At 69.7% G+C, this 17,518-nt stretch carries 18 protein-coding genes and 2 tRNA genes; 10 read left to right on the top strand and 10 right to left on the bottom strand.

Annotated features, from left to right (window positions below; all coding sequences use genetic code 11):
* Window positions 1–8 precede the first annotated feature (8 nt).
* The 5 genes from SLINC_RS21585 to SLINC_RS21565 form a co-directional block, all read right to left on the bottom strand.
* Window positions 9–791, bottom strand: coding sequence for an ABC transporter permease (locus tag SLINC_RS21585; RefSeq protein ID WP_067435604.1), 783 nt, complete (start codon window positions 789–791; stop codon window positions 9–11).
* Window positions 788–1,753 carry an ABC transporter ATP-binding protein gene (locus tag SLINC_RS21580; RefSeq protein ID WP_067435600.1) on the bottom strand — a complete coding sequence of 322 codons (966 nt, stop codon included), beginning with the start codon at window positions 1,751–1,753 and terminating at the stop codon, window positions 788–790. The genes SLINC_RS21585 and SLINC_RS21580 overlap by 4 nt, the downstream gene beginning before the upstream one ends.
* Before the next feature lie 149 nt (window positions 1,754–1,902).
* A tRNA-Gly gene (locus tag SLINC_RS21575) sits at window positions 1,903–1,975 on the bottom strand.
* A gap of 95 nt (window positions 1,976–2,070) precedes the next feature.
* Window positions 2,071–2,142 (bottom strand) — tRNA-Gly (locus SLINC_RS21570).
* A 137-nt stretch (window positions 2,143–2,279) separates the two neighbouring features.
* On the bottom strand, window positions 2,280–2,597 hold the full coding sequence (locus SLINC_RS21565; protein WP_067435597.1) for a histone-like nucleoid-structuring protein Lsr2: 318 nt from the start codon (window positions 2,595–2,597) through the stop codon (window positions 2,280–2,282).
* A gap of 278 nt (window positions 2,598–2,875) precedes the next feature.
* Here SLINC_RS21565 and purS point away from each other — a divergent pair, with 278 nt between their 5' ends.
* The 4 genes from purS to SLINC_RS21545 all read left to right on the top strand — a co-directional run bounded on the left by purS (window position 2,876) and on the right by SLINC_RS21545 (window position 6,742).
* Entirely contained in the window at window positions 2,876–3,139 is a 264-nt protein-coding gene (gene purS, locus SLINC_RS21560; RefSeq protein ID WP_067445574.1) for a phosphoribosylformylglycinamidine synthase subunit PurS, read from the top strand.
* Window positions 3,136–3,816 carry a phosphoribosylformylglycinamidine synthase subunit PurQ gene (gene purQ / locus SLINC_RS21555; RefSeq protein ID WP_067435594.1) on the top strand — a complete coding sequence of 227 codons (681 nt, stop codon included), beginning with the start codon at window positions 3,136–3,138 and terminating at the stop codon, window positions 3,814–3,816. Before purS ends, purQ begins: the two co-directional genes overlap by 4 nt.
* Window positions 3,813–6,071, top strand: a complete 2,259-nt coding sequence (gene purL, locus SLINC_RS21550) for a phosphoribosylformylglycinamidine synthase subunit PurL (protein WP_067435588.1) — start codon at window positions 3,813–3,815, stop codon at window positions 6,069–6,071. The genes purQ and purL overlap by 4 nt, the downstream gene beginning before the upstream one ends.
* 194 nt (window positions 6,072–6,265) lie before the next feature.
* The gene (locus SLINC_RS21545) at window positions 6,266–6,742 is read left to right on the top strand and encodes a hypothetical protein (RefSeq protein WP_067435585.1); all 477 of its coding nucleotides are present in this window, start codon (window positions 6,266–6,268) and stop codon (window positions 6,740–6,742) included.
* Between the two features lie 29 nt (window positions 6,743–6,771).
* Here the strand turns inward: SLINC_RS21545 and SLINC_RS21540 are convergent, their stop codons facing one another.
* Both SLINC_RS21540 and SLINC_RS21535 read right to left on the bottom strand, forming a co-directional pair.
* Window positions 6,772–8,133, bottom strand: a complete 1,362-nt coding sequence (locus SLINC_RS21540; protein ID WP_067435582.1) for a protein kinase domain-containing protein — start codon at window positions 8,131–8,133, stop codon at window positions 6,772–6,774.
* Window positions 8,130–8,858 carry a hypothetical protein gene (locus SLINC_RS21535; protein ID WP_067435579.1) on the bottom strand — a complete coding sequence of 243 codons (729 nt, stop codon included), beginning with the start codon at window positions 8,856–8,858 and terminating at the stop codon, window positions 8,130–8,132. Before SLINC_RS21535 ends, SLINC_RS21540 begins: the two co-directional genes overlap by 4 nt.
* A gap of 126 nt (window positions 8,859–8,984) precedes the next feature.
* Between SLINC_RS21535 and SLINC_RS21530 the strand changes: the two genes are divergently transcribed.
* The 4 genes from SLINC_RS21530 (at window position 8,985) to purM (ending at window position 13,040) form a co-directional block, all read left to right on the top strand.
* On the top strand, window positions 8,985–9,782 hold the full coding sequence (locus tag SLINC_RS21530; RefSeq protein ID WP_067435576.1) for a maleylpyruvate isomerase family mycothiol-dependent enzyme: 798 nt from the start codon (window positions 8,985–8,987) through the stop codon (window positions 9,780–9,782).
* Window positions 9,783–9,878: 96 nt separating this feature from the next.
* The gene (locus tag SLINC_RS21525) at window positions 9,879–10,319 is read left to right on the top strand and encodes an META domain-containing protein (protein ID WP_375141493.1); all 441 of its coding nucleotides are present in this window, start codon (window positions 9,879–9,881) and stop codon (window positions 10,317–10,319) included.
* A gap of 72 nt (window positions 10,320–10,391) precedes the next feature.
* Window positions 10,392–11,918 (top strand): amidophosphoribosyltransferase, encoded by a 1,527-nt coding sequence (gene purF, locus SLINC_RS21520; protein WP_067435567.1) that lies wholly within the window; start codon window positions 10,392–10,394, stop codon window positions 11,916–11,918.
* Between the two features lie 57 nt (window positions 11,919–11,975).
* The gene (gene purM / locus SLINC_RS21515; protein ID WP_067435562.1) at window positions 11,976–13,040 is read left to right on the top strand and encodes a phosphoribosylformylglycinamidine cyclo-ligase; all 1,065 of its coding nucleotides are present in this window, start codon (window positions 11,976–11,978) and stop codon (window positions 13,038–13,040) included.
* Between the two features lie 67 nt (window positions 13,041–13,107).
* On the opposite strand, the gene SLINC_RS21510 is transcribed toward purM, so the two are convergent.
* Both SLINC_RS21510 and SLINC_RS21505 read right to left on the bottom strand, forming a co-directional pair.
* A complete protein-coding gene (locus SLINC_RS21510) occupies window positions 13,108–13,362 on the bottom strand; it encodes a DUF3073 domain-containing protein (protein ID WP_067445573.1) in 255 nt (84 codons plus the stop codon).
* A 294-nt stretch (window positions 13,363–13,656) separates the two neighbouring features.
* The gene (locus SLINC_RS21505) at window positions 13,657–14,751 is read right to left on the bottom strand and encodes a Leu/Phe/Val dehydrogenase (protein WP_067435558.1); all 1,095 of its coding nucleotides are present in this window, start codon (window positions 14,749–14,751) and stop codon (window positions 13,657–13,659) included.
* 222 nt (window positions 14,752–14,973) lie between these two features.
* On the opposite strand from SLINC_RS21505, the gene SLINC_RS21500 reads away from it, so the two are divergent.
* Complete coding sequence (locus tag SLINC_RS21500) at window positions 14,974–15,816, top strand: DUF8083 family protein (RefSeq protein ID WP_067435555.1); 843 nt, start codon at window positions 14,974–14,976, stop codon at window positions 15,814–15,816.
* Between the two features lie 562 nt (window positions 15,817–16,378).
* Window positions 16,379–16,585, top strand: coding sequence for a developmental transcriptional regulator BldC (gene bldC / locus SLINC_RS21495; RefSeq protein ID WP_003949541.1), 207 nt, complete (start codon window positions 16,379–16,381; stop codon window positions 16,583–16,585).
* A 468-nt stretch (window positions 16,586–17,053) separates the two neighbouring features.
* On the opposite strand, the gene SLINC_RS21490 is transcribed toward bldC, so the two are convergent.
* The gene (locus SLINC_RS21490; RefSeq protein ID WP_067435552.1) at window positions 17,054–17,248 is read right to left on the bottom strand and encodes a DUF6274 family protein; all 195 of its coding nucleotides are present in this window, start codon (window positions 17,246–17,248) and stop codon (window positions 17,054–17,056) included.
* Window positions 17,249–17,518: the final 270 nt, after the last annotated feature.

The raw sequence follows: 17,518 nt of genomic DNA, 5'->3' as shown, positions 1-17,518 counted from the left end.
TCGTACCCTCAGCGCCGCGGCTCCCACCGGAACCACCGCCGTACAGCAAACACGGCGAGCACGGTCCAGGCCAGCGCCGTCACCACGGGTCCGATCGACTCGTACGCCGACAGCTCACCGCTCCAGCCGCCCCGCAGCAGGGTGATCACCGGGGTCAGCGGCAGCAGTTCGAGCACGGTCGCCAGCCGGTCGGGCATCAGCTCCAGCGGTACGGCCAGCCCGGAGCCCACCATCGAGACCAGCATCAGCGGCATCCCGGTGACCTGCGCGCTCTCCACGGTCCGGGTGAAGCTCGCCGTCAGGGCGGCCAGCGCCGCGCACATCACCAGGCCCAACGCCAGCCCGACGACCGCGAGATGGGGCGCCTTGGGGGCGGACACGTCGAGCAGGACGGCACAGCCCGCGGCCAGCAGCAGGGACTGGACGAGCCCGGTCCCGACGGCCGGCAACGCCGCCCCGGCCAGGATCTCCCGGTCCCTGACCTCACCGGTGCGCAGCCGCTTGAGGACGAGTTCCTCGCGCCGCCCGACGAAGACGCCGATCAGCGCCGAGTACACCGCGAACAGCAGCGAGAACCCGATGGCACCCGGCAGCAGGACGAGACCGACGTTCAGCCCGGTCTCGCTCAGGTCCATGTCCTTGACCACCGTCCGCGCGCTGAACGGCAGCACCAGCGGCACGAACACGGCCGCGACGATCATTCCCTTGCTGCGCCCGAACAGCGTCAGCTCGGCCCGCGCGAGGGCGGCCACGCGCCCGGCCGGGGTGGTGGTGAGGGCCGTCCCGCTCATACCGCGTACTCCTTCACATCCGTGGCGGCCTCGGCGGCCGCCTGTCGGGCGATCCCGAGGAACGCCTCCTCCAGCGAGGCGGACCGCACGTCCAGCCGCCGCAGTTCGACCCCGGCCTGCTCGGCCCACCCCAGCAGCCCGGTGGCCGCCCGCTGCAACTCCCGCGTCCGCAGCCGTACGAGCCTGCCCTCGACCTCGTGTCCGAGCACTCCCAGCCGGCCGAGCGGCGGCAGGTCGCCCAGGAAGTAGCCCTCGGGCAGCTCGAAGGAGATCCGGGACGGCTGGGCGGCGGTCACCTCGGCCGGGGTGCCGGTGGCCGCGATGCTCCCCCGGTGCAGGATCGCCAGCCGGTCGGCGAGGTCCTCCGCCTCTTCCAGGTAGTGGGTGGTCAGCAGCACGGTCGTACCGCCGTCGCGCAGTTCGCGCACCAGGTCCCAGGTCTCCCGGCGCCCTTCGGCGTCCAGGCCGGTCGTCGGCTCGTCCAGGAACAGCACCTCGGGCTTCCCGAGCAGCGCCAGCGCCAGGTCGAGGCGCCGCCGCTCACCCCCGGACAGCTGCTTGACCCGTACGTCGGCCCGGTGCTCCAGTCCGACCAGGCCCAGCGCCTGAAGCGGCGGGCGCGCCCCGCTCACGCAGCCCGCCCACATCCGCGCGGTCTCCGCGACGGTCAGCTCGGAGGGGAAGCCGCCCTCCTGGAGCATCACCCCGGTCCGGGGCCGTACGACGGCCCGCTCGGTGTGGGGATCGTGCCCGAAGATCCGCACGCGTCCGTCGGTCGGTGGCGCGAGCCCTTCCAGCAGTTCGACGGTGGAGGTCTTGCCGGCGCCGTTGGTGCCGAGCAGCGCGAAGACCTCGCCGCGGCGTACGGAGAAGGAGATGCCGCGCACCGCCTCGAACCCGCCCCCGTACACACGCCGCAGGTCGGTGACCTCAATCACGTGTTCGTGTCCGTTGGTGTTCATGTCTTCAGCGTTCCGGTGATCCGGGGCCGTCGGCAGTGCGCGCTGTCATCACTGAACATGACAAATGTCAGACGGCCGCGCGCGATGCCTCGAAACACATGTGGGCGCACGAAAAGACCCCGGTCCGAGGGACCGGGGTCTGATTCCCGAGCGGACGACCAGGTTCGAACTGGCGACCTCAACCTTGGCAAGGTTGCGCTCTACCAACTGAGCTACGTCCGCATTGCATCCGACCGGCTCTCACCGATCGGCGCGAGCATCAGCCTACCTGATCCGCTTCCAGAGGGGGAACCCAGCTGGTCGGACCGGCGATGCAGAGCGGGTGACAGGAATTGCACACTGCGCCTTCCCCCTGGAAGGGGGATGTTCTACTACTGAACTACACCCGCATGTACTCCGTGGGCTGGGCTTTTCCGTCCCCGCCCCTCGGCGTGCTCCAGACTCTAGCTGACCAGGTGGGGTGCAACGCAAGTCGGTTGTCCCGAGGGGCGGCTGACCTGTTGTCGGCCCGTGAACCCGCCAGGGATCAGCGCGCCTCGGCGAACGCCTCGTAGACCCTCTTCGGGATCCGTCCGCGCGCCGGAACGTCCATCTTGTTGGCCTGCGCCCAGGCCCGCACGGCCGCCGGGTCGGGGGCGACCTCCGTCTGCTTGTACGCCTTGCCCGAGCGGGAGCGCTTGCGGCCGGCCTCCACGTACGGCGCGAGCGCCTTACGCAGTTCCTTGGCATTCGTTTGGTTAAGGTCGATCTCGTACGACTTGCCGTCGAGTCCGAAGGCGATCGTTTCCGCCGCTTCCGAGCCGTCGATGTCGTCAGAGAGAGTGACCACGACCTTCTGCGCCACGAATATCGGTCCCTTCGTACGGCACGCTGACAATTCATTTGTACCGTGTCCGACAATGCATTGTGAAGCTCGACTAAATCCTCCCGCGTGTCCGAGCGCAATAGGTATTGGGTATCGATCTCAGATCTTTCCCCGAACTTTTCGCCTCTGGGTGCGCCGTTGTCGGATCGTGACAGCCGTCACGTAGATTCCTACAAGTCGACGCGCGTAGAAATTTTGTGCAGGTAGTCTGAAACCACTGCAGGAACCTGCTCAGCACCACACCACCGGGAGTGCACGTGGCACGCGTCGTAGTCGACGTCATGCTCAAGCCGGAGATCCTCGACCCCCAGGGCCAGGCGGTGCAGCGCGCACTGCCGCGGCTGGGTTTCGAGGGGATCTCGGACGTACGTCAGGGAAAGCGATTCGAACTGGAAGTTGACGGGCCGGTTGACGAGGCCGCGCTCGCCCGCATCCACGATCTCGCGGAATCCTTCCTCGCCAACACCGTGATCGAGAACTTCACCGTCCGGGTCGAGGAAGTCGCGGAGGCCGTGAAGTGACCGCTCGTATTGGCGTCGTCACTTTCCCGGGCAGCCTCGACGACCGGGACACCCAGCGCGCGATCCGCCTCGCGGGCGCCGAACCGGTCGCCCTCTGGCACAAGGACAAGAACCTCCACCAGGTCGACGCCGTGGTGCTGTGCGGCGGTTTCTCCTACGGCGACTATCTGCGCGCGGGTGCCATCGCGCGCTTCTCGCCGGTGATGGAGCCCGTCATCGAGCAGGCGAAGGCCGGCCTTCCGGTCCTCGGTATCTGCAACGGCTTCCAGATCCTCACCGAGGCCCACCTCCTCCCGGGCGGGATGCTCGGCAACGACCACCTGCACTTCATCTGCCGCGACCAGAAGCTGCGGGTGGAGAACGCGGAGACCTCCTGGACCAGCGACTACGCGGCCGGCCAGGAGATCCACATCCCGCTGAAGAACATGGACGGCCGCTATGTGGCCGACCAGTACACGCTGGACAAGCTGGAGGCCGAAGGCCGGGTGACGTTCCGCTACCTGGACTTCAATCCGAACGGCTCGCTCAACGACATCGCCGGCATCACCAACGAGGCCGGGAACGTCGTGGGCCTCATGCCGCACCCCGAGCACGCCGTGGAGCCGCTCATCGGCACCGGCCGCACCGACGGCCTCCCCTTCTTCACCTCGATCCTCAAGAAGCTGGTCAACGCATGAGCCGGACGCCTCTGGACACGGTCGAGCACGCGGCCGCGACCCCCGACGTCGAGCTGCCCTGGGCCGAACTGGGCCTGAAGAAGGACGAGTACGAGCGGGTGGTGGAGATCCTCGGCCGCCGCCCGACCGGCGCTGAGCTCGCCATGTACTCGGTCATGTGGTCCGAGCACTGCTCCTACAAGTCCTCCAAGGTGCACCTGCGCCAGTTCGGCGAGAAGGCCCCCCAGTCGGACGCCCTCCTCGTCGGCATCGGCGAGAACGCGGGCGTGGTCGACGTCGGCCAGGGCTACGCGGTCACCTTCAAGGTCGAGTCGCACAACCACCCGTCGTACGTCGAGCCCTACCAGGGCGCCGCGACCGGTGTCGGCGGCATCGTCCGCGACATCATCGCGATGGGCGCCCGCCCGGTCGCCGTGGTCGACCCCCTGCGCTTCGGTGCCGCGGACCACCCCGACACCAAGCGCGTCCTGCCGGGCGTCGTCGCGGGCATCGGCGGCTACGGCAACTGCCTGGGCCTGCCGAACATCGGCGGCGAGGTCGTCTTCGACGCCTGCTACCAGGGCAACCCGCTGGTCAACGCCGGTGCCATCGGCGTGATGCGGCACGAGGACATCCACCTCGCCAAGGCGTCCGGCGCGGGCAACAAGGTCATCCTCTACGGCGCCCGGACCGGCGGCGACGGCATCGGCGGCGCGTCGATCCTGGCCTCCGAGACCTTCGACGACGCCAAGCCGTCGAAGCGTCCGGCGGTGCAGGTCGGCGACCCCTTCCAGGAGAAGCTCCTCATCGAGTGCACCCTGGAGGCCTTCAAGGAGAAGCTGGTCGTCGGCATCCAGGACCTCGGCGCGGCCGGTCTCTCGTGTGCCACCTCCGAGCTGGCCTCCAACGGCTCCGGCGGCATGCGCGTGACCCTGGACGACGTACCGCTGCGCGACTCCACGCTCTCGCCCGAGGAGATCCTCATGAGCGAGTCGCAGGAGCGCATGTGCGCGGTCGTGGAGCCGGAGAAGGTCGACCGGTTCCTGGAGATCTGCGACAAGTGGGACGTCATCGCCACCGTCATCGGTGAGGTCACCGACGGCGACCGCCTGGAGATCTACTGGCACGGCGGCAAGATCGTCGACGTCGACCCGCGCACGGTCGCGCACGACGGCCCGGTCTACGAGCGCCCCTACGCCCGCCCGTCCTGGCAGGACGCCCTCCAGGCGGACGACGCGAACAAGCTGGCGCGGCCCGCTTCGAGCGACGAGCTCAAGCAGCAGGTCCTCCAGCTGGTGAGCTCCCCCAACCAGGCCTCCAAGAAGTGGATCACCTCGCAGTACGACCACTTCGTGCAGGGCAACACGGTGCTGGCCCAGCCCGAGGACTCGGGCATGATCCGCATCGACGAGGAGACCGGCCTCGGCGTCGCCATCGCGACCGACGGCAACGGCCGCTACGCGAAGCTGGACCCGTACGCGGGCGCCCAGCTGGCTCTGTCGGAGGCGTACCGCAACGTCGCCACGACGGGAGCCAAGCCGCTCGCGGTGTCGGACTGCCTGAACTTCGGCTCGCCCGAGGACCCGGCCGTCATGTGGCAGTTCGCGGAGGCCATCCGCGGTCTGGCCGACGCCTGCCAGCAGTTGGGCACCCCGGTGACCGGCGGCAATGTCTCCCTCTACAACCAGACGGGCGAGGCGGCCATCCACCCCACCCCGGTGGTCGCGGTCCTCGGCGTCATCGACGATGTCGCCCGCCGCACCCCGGTCGCCTTCCAGGAGGAGGGCCAGCTGCTGTACCTCCTCGGCGACACGCGTGAGGAGTTCGGCGGTTCGGCCTGGTCACAGGTTGTGCACGACCACCTCGGCGGCCTTCCCCCGAAGGTCGACCTGGAGCGTGAGCGCCTGCTCGCCGAGATCCTGATCTCGGCCTCCCGCGACGGCATGATCGACTCCGCGCACGACCTCTCCGACGGCGGCCTGATCCAGGCCGTCGTGGAATCCGCCCTGCTGGGCGGCAAGGGTGCGCGTCTGATCGTCCCGGACGGCCTCGACGCCTTCACCCTCCTCTTCTCCGAGTCGGCCGGCCGCGCCGTCGTGGCCGTCCCGCGCTCGGAGGAGGTCCGCTTCAACGACATGTGCGGCGCCCGGGGCCTGCCGGTCACCCGCATCGGTGTCGTGGACGGTGAGACCGTCGAGCTCCAGGGCGAGTTCGAGCTGTCCCTGGAGGACCTCCGCAAGGCCCACGAGGAGACGATCCCGGCGCTGCTGGCGTAAACGCCTGGTGCCGTACGGCGATGAAGGCCCCGACCGCTCCGGCGGCCGGGGCCTTCGGCGTCCTCCCGCGTCCTGCGTCCTCCCGCGTCCTGACCCTTGCTCCTGCGAGGTACCGCTCCTCGTGATCCCCCGAGAAGCTGACTGCCGTACCGAGCAAGGCAGTTGAGCAGGGCAATCGAGCCAGGGAGAGGGACATGACCGGTAGGACATCGACCCGTAGAACCGCCGCGGCCACGACCGCCGCGCTCGCCATGGCGGCAGCGCTGATCACCGGAGCGGCGGCCGCCCCGGCGGGTGCGGCGACGGCCGCCGTCACCTGTAGCGGTCTCGCGACCCTGAGCGACCCGGGCGTGGTCCCGAGCCCTCAGACGGCGAAGACGGCCACGGGTTCCACGGGCACCGCGCAGGTCCGCTACGGCACCTACAACGGCAAGCAGTACGGCTGGGCGCGGACGACCGACTACAACTCCAACGACCTGTACATCAAGTTCGAGATCGACACCGACGGCGACCGCAACGCCAACTGCTCGTACTACAGGCTGGCGACGGGCCGGACGTACACCTCGGCCAAGGCCACGCACTCGTCGAGCGACGTCGCTTTCCGGGCCTGCCTGCTGTACAACGGCGGCTTCGACTGCGACGCGGCCGCCACCAAGACCGGTTGGTGGTAGCAAGCGGTGCCCGCCCCCCGGTCGTACGCCTAACAGGCCTTGGCCCAGGTGTGCGACCGGGGCTTCGTCCCGGCCGGGAGGTTCGCCCGGGTGCCGTTCTCCACGCAGCCCAGGCGGGCGCGCAGGGAGGTCTCGGAGAAGTAGACGACGTCGACGTACGTCTCGCCGGCGGCTGTTCCGAAGCCGTTGTTGAACACGGATCCGGCGCTGTCGCCGGCCCAGGAGCAGGACTGCGCGCCGTCCCGCCAGTTGGGGTCGTCCTGCGTCCAGGCGCACATCCGGCCCCGGCCGTCCGGCTCCGTGAAGAAGCAGACGTCGCCCTGGAGACACCGGGCGTAGCCGGCCGGGTCGGCCCGGCCCCGTTCTCGGTTGTCGGGCCAGGCGAGCAGCCCGACGGCGAGAGCACCGAGGGCGGCGGCGGCCAGCGAGACCGACAGGTACCGCCGGCGCGGGGCGGCACGGTGGGGAAGCGCCGCCCCGCGTCCGGCCTCGACGACCCGGGGCAGCAGGGACTCGGCGTCATGGGCGGCGCGCTCGGCGTGGGTGCGGGCCAGGCAGTCGGCCACGACCGGCCGCCACGCAGCGGGCAGCCGTGGCGAAAGGCGCAGGTCCTCGGCGCGCCGCGCGTAGCGCACGGCAGCCTCCTTGCGGGCGGCGACCGTCGCACCGGGCAGCGGGTGGGTGCCCGCGAGGACGAGGTGGGCGAGGACTCCGAAGGCCCAGATGTCGGCGGTGGGCCGGGTCCGGGTACCGCGTTCGCCGTGCGTCGGCCGCAGCAGCTCGGGCGGTGAGTGGTCCGGGGTGGCGAAGGGCGGGGCGTAGGCGTGGGTGCCCTCCAGTTCGGCGGCCGTGCTGAAGTCGGCGAGCCGGGCGGTGCCGTCCGCCATGAGCAGGACGTTGGCGGGCTTGAGGTCGCCGTGCACCCAGCCGGCCCGGTGCAGCTGGGCGAGCCCCTCGCAGACCTGGGCGAGGAGTGCGGGACCGGCCTCGCGGGCGGCTTCCGGGCGCTCGGCCAGCAGGTCCTCCAGTGACCGCTCGGCGCGTTCGAGGACCAGGACGGTGGCGCCGTCGAGGTCGGGGCGGTCGGGGTCGTCGACGGTGAGGACGTCGTGCATCCGGATCAGCCGGGGCTCGCGCACGCTCCGCAGCAGCGCCGTCTCGCGCTCCACCAGGTCCCGCAGATGCCGCAGCTGGCGCGGGGTACGAGTGCCGGTCGGCAGGAACTTCAGGGCGGTCCGCGACGGTGTGCCGTCGTCCCCGCCGGTCTCCCGGGTCGCCGCGCACACCGTGCCGAACGCGCCCGAGCCCACCGTCGCGCCGACGGTCCAGGGGCCGACCCGGTAGCCCTCCGGGACGGTCAGGGTGTGCGGCGGCCCCGTGCCGGACGTCATCGCAGCACCTCACCGGCCAGCAGGTGCATGTCGTCCTCGCGTACGAGGTCGAAGCGCAGCGCCAGCGCCACCAAGGTCTCCTTCTTGCCGTGCCGGCGGGGCGCGTAGGCCTCGCTCGGCCGCAGGCGCAGCTTCTCGGCGAGGTAGTCGACGTTCCACTGCACGGATCCGCGGTTGGCCTCCGGCCACACCCCGCGCAGCCGCTCGACCAGTTGTTCGGCGGTCGGCAGCGGGGCGTACGGCTCTCCCCGCAGCCGGGGTTCGCACAGTGCGGCGAGCACCAGGAAGTAGCGGGCGCCACGGTCGAGCGGGAACGCCGACGCCGTCGGGGCTCCCACCCGGCCGGGGTGGTCGCGGTCGAGGTAGTCGTGGCCGGGTGCCCAGACGTCGAAGGTCACCAGGTCGTGGGTCGCGGGCAGGACGACCCGGGCGAACTCGAACGACACGGGTGCGCCCAGCCGCCCCGGTGCGATCTTGATGTGCTCGCCGGCCCCCTCCGGGTTCTCGACCACATAGGTCCGGTCGCGGCTGAGGTTGCTGAGGGACCAGAACGTCGGGTGCGCGGTGATCTCCCCGGCGACCCGTGAGACCCCTTCGTGCGCGATCGCCATGCCGCCGCGCGGCACGGCCCGCCCGAAGGCCAGGGAGTCCCCCGGCAGGAGACGGATCTGCTCCTCGGGGCCGGTTCTGCCGTCGTGCGGCGGTACGACGATGACGGTGTCCACGCAGGACCTCCCCCTGTAGTCCGGCCCCTGGGCAGTCATCAAGGTAAGGACCCCGCCCGCCCCACGCACACCTCTGCGCCGCACTGGCGTGTCCACCGGGCTGTTCTCGACAACTAGGCTCCAGCCATGCCCCCGGCCAAGAAGCGCGCGCGCACCTACGACTCCCGCAAGATCCGCGCCGCGGTACTGACCCAGTTCGACGCCGTACGGCAGGCCGTACGCACCCTGACTCCCGGGCAGCTCGCCCTCCCCACCCGCCTGGACGGCTGGACGGTACGCGACCTGGCCGCGCACGTGACGATGGCCGTCGAGACGGTCAGCCGGAACCTGGCGCGGGAGGAGCCGGCGAAGGCGGAGCTCACGCTGCTTCAGTGGCCGTTCGCCACCGCGGCCCGTGCCGGGGACATCGCGGACGGCACCCGGGAGCTGGCGGAGGCGAACACCGACCTGGACGCCCTCTACACGCGCACCGCGGAAGGCATCGTCGAAGCTCTGGCCACCGCGTCCGACACCCGCGTCCTGGCCGCCCGCACCGGCGCCATGACCCTCGCCGACTACCTGGTCACGCGCACCGTCGAACTGGTCGTCCACACCGACGACCTCAACGCGGCCGTCCCCGGCCTCGACATCCCCCAGGACCGTCAGGCCCTCGCCGCCGCCACCCGCCTGCTCGCCGACGCGCTGGCCGCGAAGGCGCCGGGCGGCTCGACCGAGGTGCGGATCCCGCCGTACGCCGTGGTGCAGTGCGTCGAAGGACTCCGGCACACCCGGGGCACCCCGCCCAACGTCGTCGAGACCGACCCGCTGACCTGGATCCGGCTCGCGACCGGGCGGCTGGCCTGGCGGGACGCGCTGGAGGAGGCGAAGGTCAGCGCGAGCGGGGAGCGGGCCGATCTCGGCGGACTGCTGCCGCTGATGCGGTGAGCGGAGGCCGGAAACCGCAGTGAACGGGGCCGGGAGTGGAACCGATCACCCCATGCGCCCCGTCGAATCGGCATGTACAGGCAGAAGCAGCGACTGATGATCACGGCGACGGCCCTGGCGATCCTGCCGCTCGCGGCGGCCTGCGGCGAGGAGCAGGCCGGACGGCAGCCGGGCAGCGGCTCGGTCCGCGTCGAGCCACCCGTCACCGGCACCAAGTGGAACATCGCCACCGTCACGGCGGACGGCACGACTCACAAAACCAAGGGCGACGCGCAGATCGCGATCGACCCCAAGACCGGCAAACTCGGCGGCCGGCTCGGCTGCAACCACGTCAACGCCACCGCGACCGTAGGCGACGGACATATCACCCTGGGCGCCCCGGCCACCACCCGAATGATGTGCGAAGCCTCACTCATGGACACCGAACGTGCCCTGCTGAAGCTCTTCGATGGCAAGATCACTTACCGGATCGATCAGAACACCCTCACGCTGACCAGCGCAAACGGCACGAGCGTGCGGGCATCCGCGGCCAAGTGATCCACTTCCGTCAAGCGTGGGGGCACATTCCCCAATTCGGACCAGTGGTCGATCTCGCCTACACTCGGAACCGTGCCACGTGGTGACGGACGACTCAACCACGACCTGCTCCCCGGAGAGAAGGGCCCCCAGGACGCCTGCGGCGTCTTCGGTGTCTGGGCTCCGGGCGAAGAGGTCGCCAAGCTCACGTACTTCGGGCTCTACGCCCTCCAGCATCGGGGCCAGGAATCCGCGGGTATCGCGGTCAGCAATGGCTCCCAGATCCTCGTCTTCAAGGACATGGGCCTCGTTTCCCAGGTCTTCGACGAGACCTCGCTCGGTTCACTCCAGGGTCACATCGCGGTCGGACACGCCCGCTACTCGACCACCGGCGCCTCCGTGTGGGAGAACGCCCAGCCCACCTTCCGTGCCACCGCGCACGGCTCCATCGCGCTCGGCCACAACGGCAACCTGGTCAACACGGCCCAGCTCGCCGAGATGGTCGCCGACCTGCCCAAGCAGGAGGGCCGTACGCCGCGCGTCGCGGCCACCAACGACACCGACCTGCTCACCGCGCTCCTCGCGGCCCAGGTCGACGAGGACGGCAAGCCCCTGACCATCGAGGAGGCCGCCCACACGGTCCTTCCGAAGGTGCGCGGCGCGTTCTCCCTCGTCTTCATGGACGAGCACACCCTCTACGCCGCCCGTGACCCGCAGGGCATCCGCCCGCTGGTCCTCGGTCGTCTGGAGCGCGGCTGGGTGGTCGCCTCCGAGTCCGCCGCCCTCGACATCTGCGGCGCCGCGTACGTCCGCGAGATCGAGCCGGGCGAGTTCGTCGCCATCGACGAGAACGGTCTGCGCACCTCCCGATTCGCGGAAGCGAAGCCCAAGGGGTGTGTCTTCGAGTACGTCTACCTGGCCCGCCCGGACACCGACATCGCCGGCCGCAACGTCTACCTCTCCCGTGTGGAGATGGGCCGCAAGCTCGCGAAGGAAGCCCCGGTCGACGCCGACCTGGTCATAGCGACTCCGGAGTCCGGCACCCCGGCCGCCATCGGTTACGCGGAGGCCTCCGGCATCCCCTTCGGCGCGGGCCTGGTGAAGAACGCCTACGTCGGCCGTACGTTCATCCAGCCCTCGCAGACGATCCGGCAGCTCGGCATCCGCCTGAAGCTGAACCCGCTGAAGGAAGTCATCAAGGGCAAGCGACTGGTCGTCGTCGACGACTCGATCGTGCGCGGCAACACCCAGCGCGCCCTGGTCCGCATGCTCCGCGAGGCGGGCGCCGCCGAGGTCCACATCCGGATCTCCTCGCCGCCCGTGAAGTGGCCCTGCTTCTTCGGCATAGATTTCGCCACCCGCGCCGAGCTCATCGCCAACGGCATGACCATCGACGAGATCGGCACCTCTCTGGGCGCCGACTCCCTCTCGTACATCTCCATCGACGGCATGATCGAGGCGACCACCATCGCCAAGCCGAACCTGTGCCGGGCCTGCTTCGACGGCGAGTACCCGATGGAGCTGCCCGACCCCGAGCTGCTCGGCAAGCAGCTTCTGGAGACCGAGCTGGCGGCCGGTCCGGCGGCCACGGCCGCCTCCGACGCGATCCGCCGCCCGTAAGACGGCCCATCACATCTGCCGTCATACCTGCCGTACGACACGAAAGTTCTCACCGTCATGTCTGAGACAACTGGTGCCAGCTACGCAGCCGCGGGCGTCGACATCGAGGCGGGCGACCGCGCCGTCGAGCTGATGAAGGAGTGGGTGAAGAAGACGCAGCGCCCCGAGGTCCTCGGCGGCCTCGGCGGTTTCGCCGGTCTCTTCGACGCCTCCGCCCTCAAGCACTACGAGCGCCCCCTGCTCGCCTCCGCCACGGACGGCGTGGGCACCAAGGTCGACATCGCCCGCCAACTCGGCGTCTACGACACCATCGGCCACGACCTGGTCGCGATGGTCATGGACGACATCGTGGTGTGCGGTGCCGAGCCGCTGTTCATGACCGACTACATCTGTGTCGGCAAGGTCCACCCCGAGCGGGTCGCCGCCATCGTCAAGGGCATCGCCGAGGGCTGTGTGCTCGCCGGCTGCGCCCTGGTGGGCGGCGAGACGGCCGAACACCCCGGTCTGCTCGGCCCGGACGACTTCGACGTCGCCGGCGCCGGTACGGGCGTGGTCGAGGCGGACCGGCTGCTCGGCGCGGATCGTATCCGTAAGGGTGACGCGGTCATCGCCATGGCGGCCTCGGGTCTTCACTCGAACGGGTACTCGCTCGTGCGGCACGTCCTGCTGAACGAGGCGGGCCTCGCCCTGGACGCCCGGATCGACGAACTCGGCCGCACCCTCGGCGAGGAGCTGCTGGAGCCCACCAAGATCTACTCGCTGGACTGCCTGGCCCTGATCCGCACCACCGATGTGCACGCGTTCTCGCACGTCACGGGAGGCGGTCTGGCGGCCAACCTGGCCCGCGTGATCCCCGACGCCCTGCACGCGACCGTCGAGCGCTCCACCTGGGCCCCGGACCCGATCTTCGACCTCGTCGGGAAGACGGGTCAGGTCGAGCGCCTGGAGCTGGAGAAGACCCTCAACATGGGCGTCGGCATGATCGCGATCGTCCCCGAGGAATCGGCGGACGTGGCCCTGGCCACCCTGGCCGACCGCGGGGTCGAGGCATGGGTCGCGGGCGAGATCACCGAGCGCGGCGACCACACCACGGGCGCCGAACTGGTGGGGGACTACGCCTGACAGGCAGCGCAAAACCCGGTCCGGTGGTGTGGACCACTACCGGACCGGGTCAAGCACAGCTGATGCGTCAAGCGCCGCGGCGGTGTTGGGACGTGGGACCGGACTCGTCGTCCTCGTCCTCATCGTCGTTATAGAGATCCGCGTACTGGGAGTACGGGTCATCTTCCTCGTCGTCGTCCTCGAACGGCTCGCCATTCGGCGGCTGACTCGAAGTCGAAGCGCCCAGCTCATTGGCCAGACGCGAGAGGTCAGTCCCGCCGCTGCTGTACTTCAGCTGGCGGGCGACCTTCGTCTGCTTGGCCTTTGCCCGGCCGCGCCCCATGGCTCGACCCCCTCGGATACGGGGCTCGGTGGCCCCAGAGTCTTGACACGCGTTCATGATCTGGAACGGACTCTCCATGGAGAGACCGGTCCGTAGGGCTTCCACGGTACCTGAGCCCACGCCCATACGGTACGTCGCCCGCAGGACGCGCCTGGCCCCAGAACCCTCGGGGAGCCCTTTCCCCGCTGGTCAACCGCGATTTTAACCACTTCTTGGCAGCCGACCCGCCGACGAACGTGAGAGTTCTCTCTAAGTGTGCGCCGACAGGTACCGGCCAAACCCGGGAAGGGGCCCTCAGTGTGTCCCGCGTCCCTCCGCCATCCGCTGCTCGGCGATCCGGTCGGCCGCGGCGGCCGGTGGAATCCCATCCGCCTTCGCACGTGCGAATATGGCGAGCGTGGTGTCGTAGATCTTCGCGGCCTTGGCCTTGCACCGCTCGAAGTCGAACCCGTGCAGTTCGTCGGCGACCTGGATGACACCGCCGGCGTTCACCACGTAGTCCGGCGCGTAGAGGATCCCGCGGTCCGCGAGGTCCTTCTCTACTCCGGGGTGTTCGAGCTGGTTGTTGGCGGCCCCGCAGACGACGCTCGCGGTCAGCACCGGCACGGAGTCGTCGTTCAGGGCCCCGCCCAGCGCGCACGGGGCGTAGATGTCGAGTCCCTCGACGCGGATGAGGGCGTCGGTGTCGGCGACGACTGCCACGGAGGGGTGCGCGTCGGCGATCCGCCGCACGGCCTCCGGCCGTACGTCCGTGATCACCACCCGGGCGCCCTCGTCCAGGAGGTGCTCCACGAGGTGGTGGCCGACCTTGCCGACCCCCGCGACGCCGACCGTACGGCCGCGCAGTGACGGGTCGCCCCACAGGTGCCGCGCGGAGGCCCGCATGCCCTGGTAGACGCCGAAGGCGGTCAGTACAGAGGAGTCGCCGGCGCCGCCGTGCTCGGGGGAGCGCCCGGTCGTCCAGCGGCACTCACGTGCGACGACGTCCATGTCGGCGACGTACGTGCCGACATCGCACGCGGTGACGTAGCGCCCGCCGAGCGAGGCCACGAAGCGGCCGTAAGCCAGCAGCAGTTCCTCGGTCTTGTCGCGCTCCGGATCACCGATGATCACGGCCTTGCCGCCGCCGTGGTCGAGACCGGCCATGGCGTTCTTGTACGACATCCCGCGCGCGAGGTTGAGCGCGTCGGCGACGGCCTCCCGCTCGCTCGCGTAGGGATAGAAACGCGTACCGCCGAGCGCGGGGCCCAGGGCGGTGGAGTGGAGGGCGATGACGGCCTTGAGGCCGCTCTTGCGGTCCTGGCAGAGCACGACTTGCTCATGGCCACCCTGGTCCGAGTGGAACAGGGTGTGCAGTACATCAGCAGGTGCGCCGGTTACGTCGGTCACTGTGGTGACTCCTGAGTAAATTGCGGCGGGTGGAGATCAGCTCCCGTGTGGGTGGCGGGGGCTGTGAGGATGAGATTAGAGCCTGGGAGGCCCGCCATCCGTGCAGTGCTCAGGATCATCTACGACCGGGGTACGTCCGTGCGACGATTTGCATAGTTTTCCCGCTCGTTCGTGTGCGGGTTCCGCAGGTTTTCCTGGCAGCGGGAGGGGGAGGGAGCAGGCGTGCCCAAGGTGTCCTCGGTGATCGTCCCGTACACGACCTATCTGCGCGTGTACGAGCCGCTGGCCGCCTTCCCCGAGCCCGAGCGCGGCCACTGGGCGCGCTACGCCCGGCGCTCCGACCGTCCCTCGTACCAGGACGAACTGCGCCGCTCCCTGGCCGACTTGCTGCCCACCCCGCCGATCCCGGTGCCGGTGCACGAGAGCGCCGACGCGTTCGTGCTGGATGTGGACGGCGTGGTGTGCGTCTGCCCGTGGCGCACCCGGCTGCGCGGCTGGCAGGCCCTGGACGAGCTCACCGAGGAGCTCCCGCCGCCCGTCCTGGACGCCGTGCTGCCTCCCGTCGTACGGCGGCAGGCGGCCCAGGACTACGAACGCTGGCTGGCCCGCAACCCGGACGCCCGGCCCTGGATCCGTACGGCGACCTGGCAGGTGCCGCTGAACTGGTTCGTGCTCGTCGGCGACGAGGAGCGGCGGTTCGACAAGGGCTCCGCCGAGACCCCGCCGACGCTGCGCTACCGCACGCCCATGGTGCAGGCCCGGCGGCGCGTGGCGCGGGCCCTCAGAGCCCTGAAGGAGTCCGTCGACGAGGGACCGCTCATCGACGGCGTGATCGACGTCGGGCGCTGGCTGGAGGAGTTCCACCCGCGCTCCCTGGTGGAGCTCGACTACGGCGGCCTGGTGCACGTGCTGCCTGTCGGTGAGCTGGAGGACGACCACTCGGCGGCGGACGTGGCCGAGGGCATCGAGGCGCTCCGGCACGGCGACGGGGTCACGGCGGGTGAGGCGTACGGGCGGGTCGTGGAGCGCTGGCGGTCGGTGCGGGACCGGCGCTCGGCGAACTGAGGCGAACCGAGCCGAAGCGGCCGTCAAGTGGCCGAAACCGGCCATGGGCCGACCCAGGTAACGAACTGACGTTTGACCTGACGCCCGTTTTGGGGTTTCGTCCTCGCTCTGAGGTACGTGAAGTTCCTGAGATTTCCCCAACAAGGGACGTAGGTCCCGATCCGGGCGTTCGTCTCAAGTGTGGGTCAAGCGTGATGGACCGCACGTACGCGGCCCTTGCGTCCCTTGCCCCTCCTCATGCCAAAATAGGACAAGGATCCCGGGGGAGGATCCATCTTTGGGGGGTCTGATGACTCCTGATCGCTCTGTGACTGATCGTCACAGTGGCGTGACTGTCCGCTATGGCATGGTCCATCGGCTTCCGTCGCCGATGAACGTCTGGGGGGCAAATCCATAGGTTTGGCCGACGCGGCTGGACAGATGGTGTAGTTGTAGTGCCGAGGACAAGCCGTTCGTCCTATAACCGACTCGACTCGCGTCCGCCATTTCGGGCAACGCGGGTCAAGGTGCAGAATTTAGAGGAAAGAACCGAGATGGTTCGGTTCTCCCGAGGAGGCCGCTCATGACCGCTCGCACCCCTGATGCCGAGCCGCTGCTGACCCCGGCTGAGGTCGCCACCATGTTCCGCGTCGACCCCAAGACGGTCACACGGTGGGCGAAGGCCGGCAAGCTTACGTCCATCCGCACGCTCGGCGGGCACCGCCGTTACCGCGAGGCCGAGGTCCGCGCTCTGCTCGCGGGTATCCCGCAGCAGCGCAGCGAGGCCTGAACAGCCTGAACAACTGAATACCGGGCAAATCGGCTGGTCCCCCAACTGGTCGAGGCGTCCGAACCCTGGCTACAAGCGACGCGGGTGCTGCCCCAACAGAGCCCACGCCCAAGCCTCTCGGGGCTTTCCGAGCAAGCAACAAGGGTGCGTCGTCGATCGCGCTGGACTCCGCCGGGTCCAGCGCGATCTTTTTTGTGCGCGGAACGTGGGCGGGTGGGCGGCTCTGTGAGCGGCCCTGTCGGAGTCTGGGGAGGGGTGTCGGATCTCCTGTGGGCGGCCTCTGCGGCTGGTGCAATTGCACATATTAAATTGACCAGTTGTAGGTGAGGCGTAAGTACCGCGGTTTCCAAAACTCATGCGGTGACACCCGTCACATGCCGGAGTCCTTGTTGCTCCCGTTCCCCGTGCGCTAGTGGAAGCATGCGCTCCACCTCCCCACGCCGGAACGGGCGTTGAGACCGGCGACCGTCACGCGCCGGCGGGGCTCTCGTCCTCGGCGACGCGCTCCTCGGGCCCCTGTGCCGCCTGCGGGGGCGAATCCATCGCCAGCCGCAGCAGGCGATGGCAGATCGGGCAGTGACGCGTCAGATGGCCGAAGGAGGAAGCGGCCGACAGGTGCGCACGGAGCAACGCCCGCGTCTCGTGCCTGACCGAAGCCGCCATACGCCACCTCCGGGAAGCGGGCCCTGGTTTCTGGGTACCGGGGTCTGCGGACGCCGTCAAGAAGGCGTGAGGGGCCCCGAGGGCACCACGGGCAGCCGGACAGGCACCCTGAGCACGCAAAAGAGCCCGGATCCGAAGATCCGGGCTCTCATTGACTGCGGTCCTGACGGGATTTGCTGCGTCTGATTGCGGCAGCGCCGCGGGCGCGGCCTCCACCTTGGCAGGGTGGCGGTCACGGGCGGCGGGGGCGCATGAAGAAGGGCCCGCGAC

This window comes from Streptomyces lincolnensis, assembly GCF_001685355.1.
Lineage (GTDB): Bacteria > Actinomycetota > Actinomycetes > Streptomycetales > Streptomycetaceae > Streptomyces > Streptomyces lincolnensis.
The sequence above is the reverse complement of the archived record's forward strand: the minus strand, read 5'-3'. Positions and strand labels throughout refer to the sequence as shown.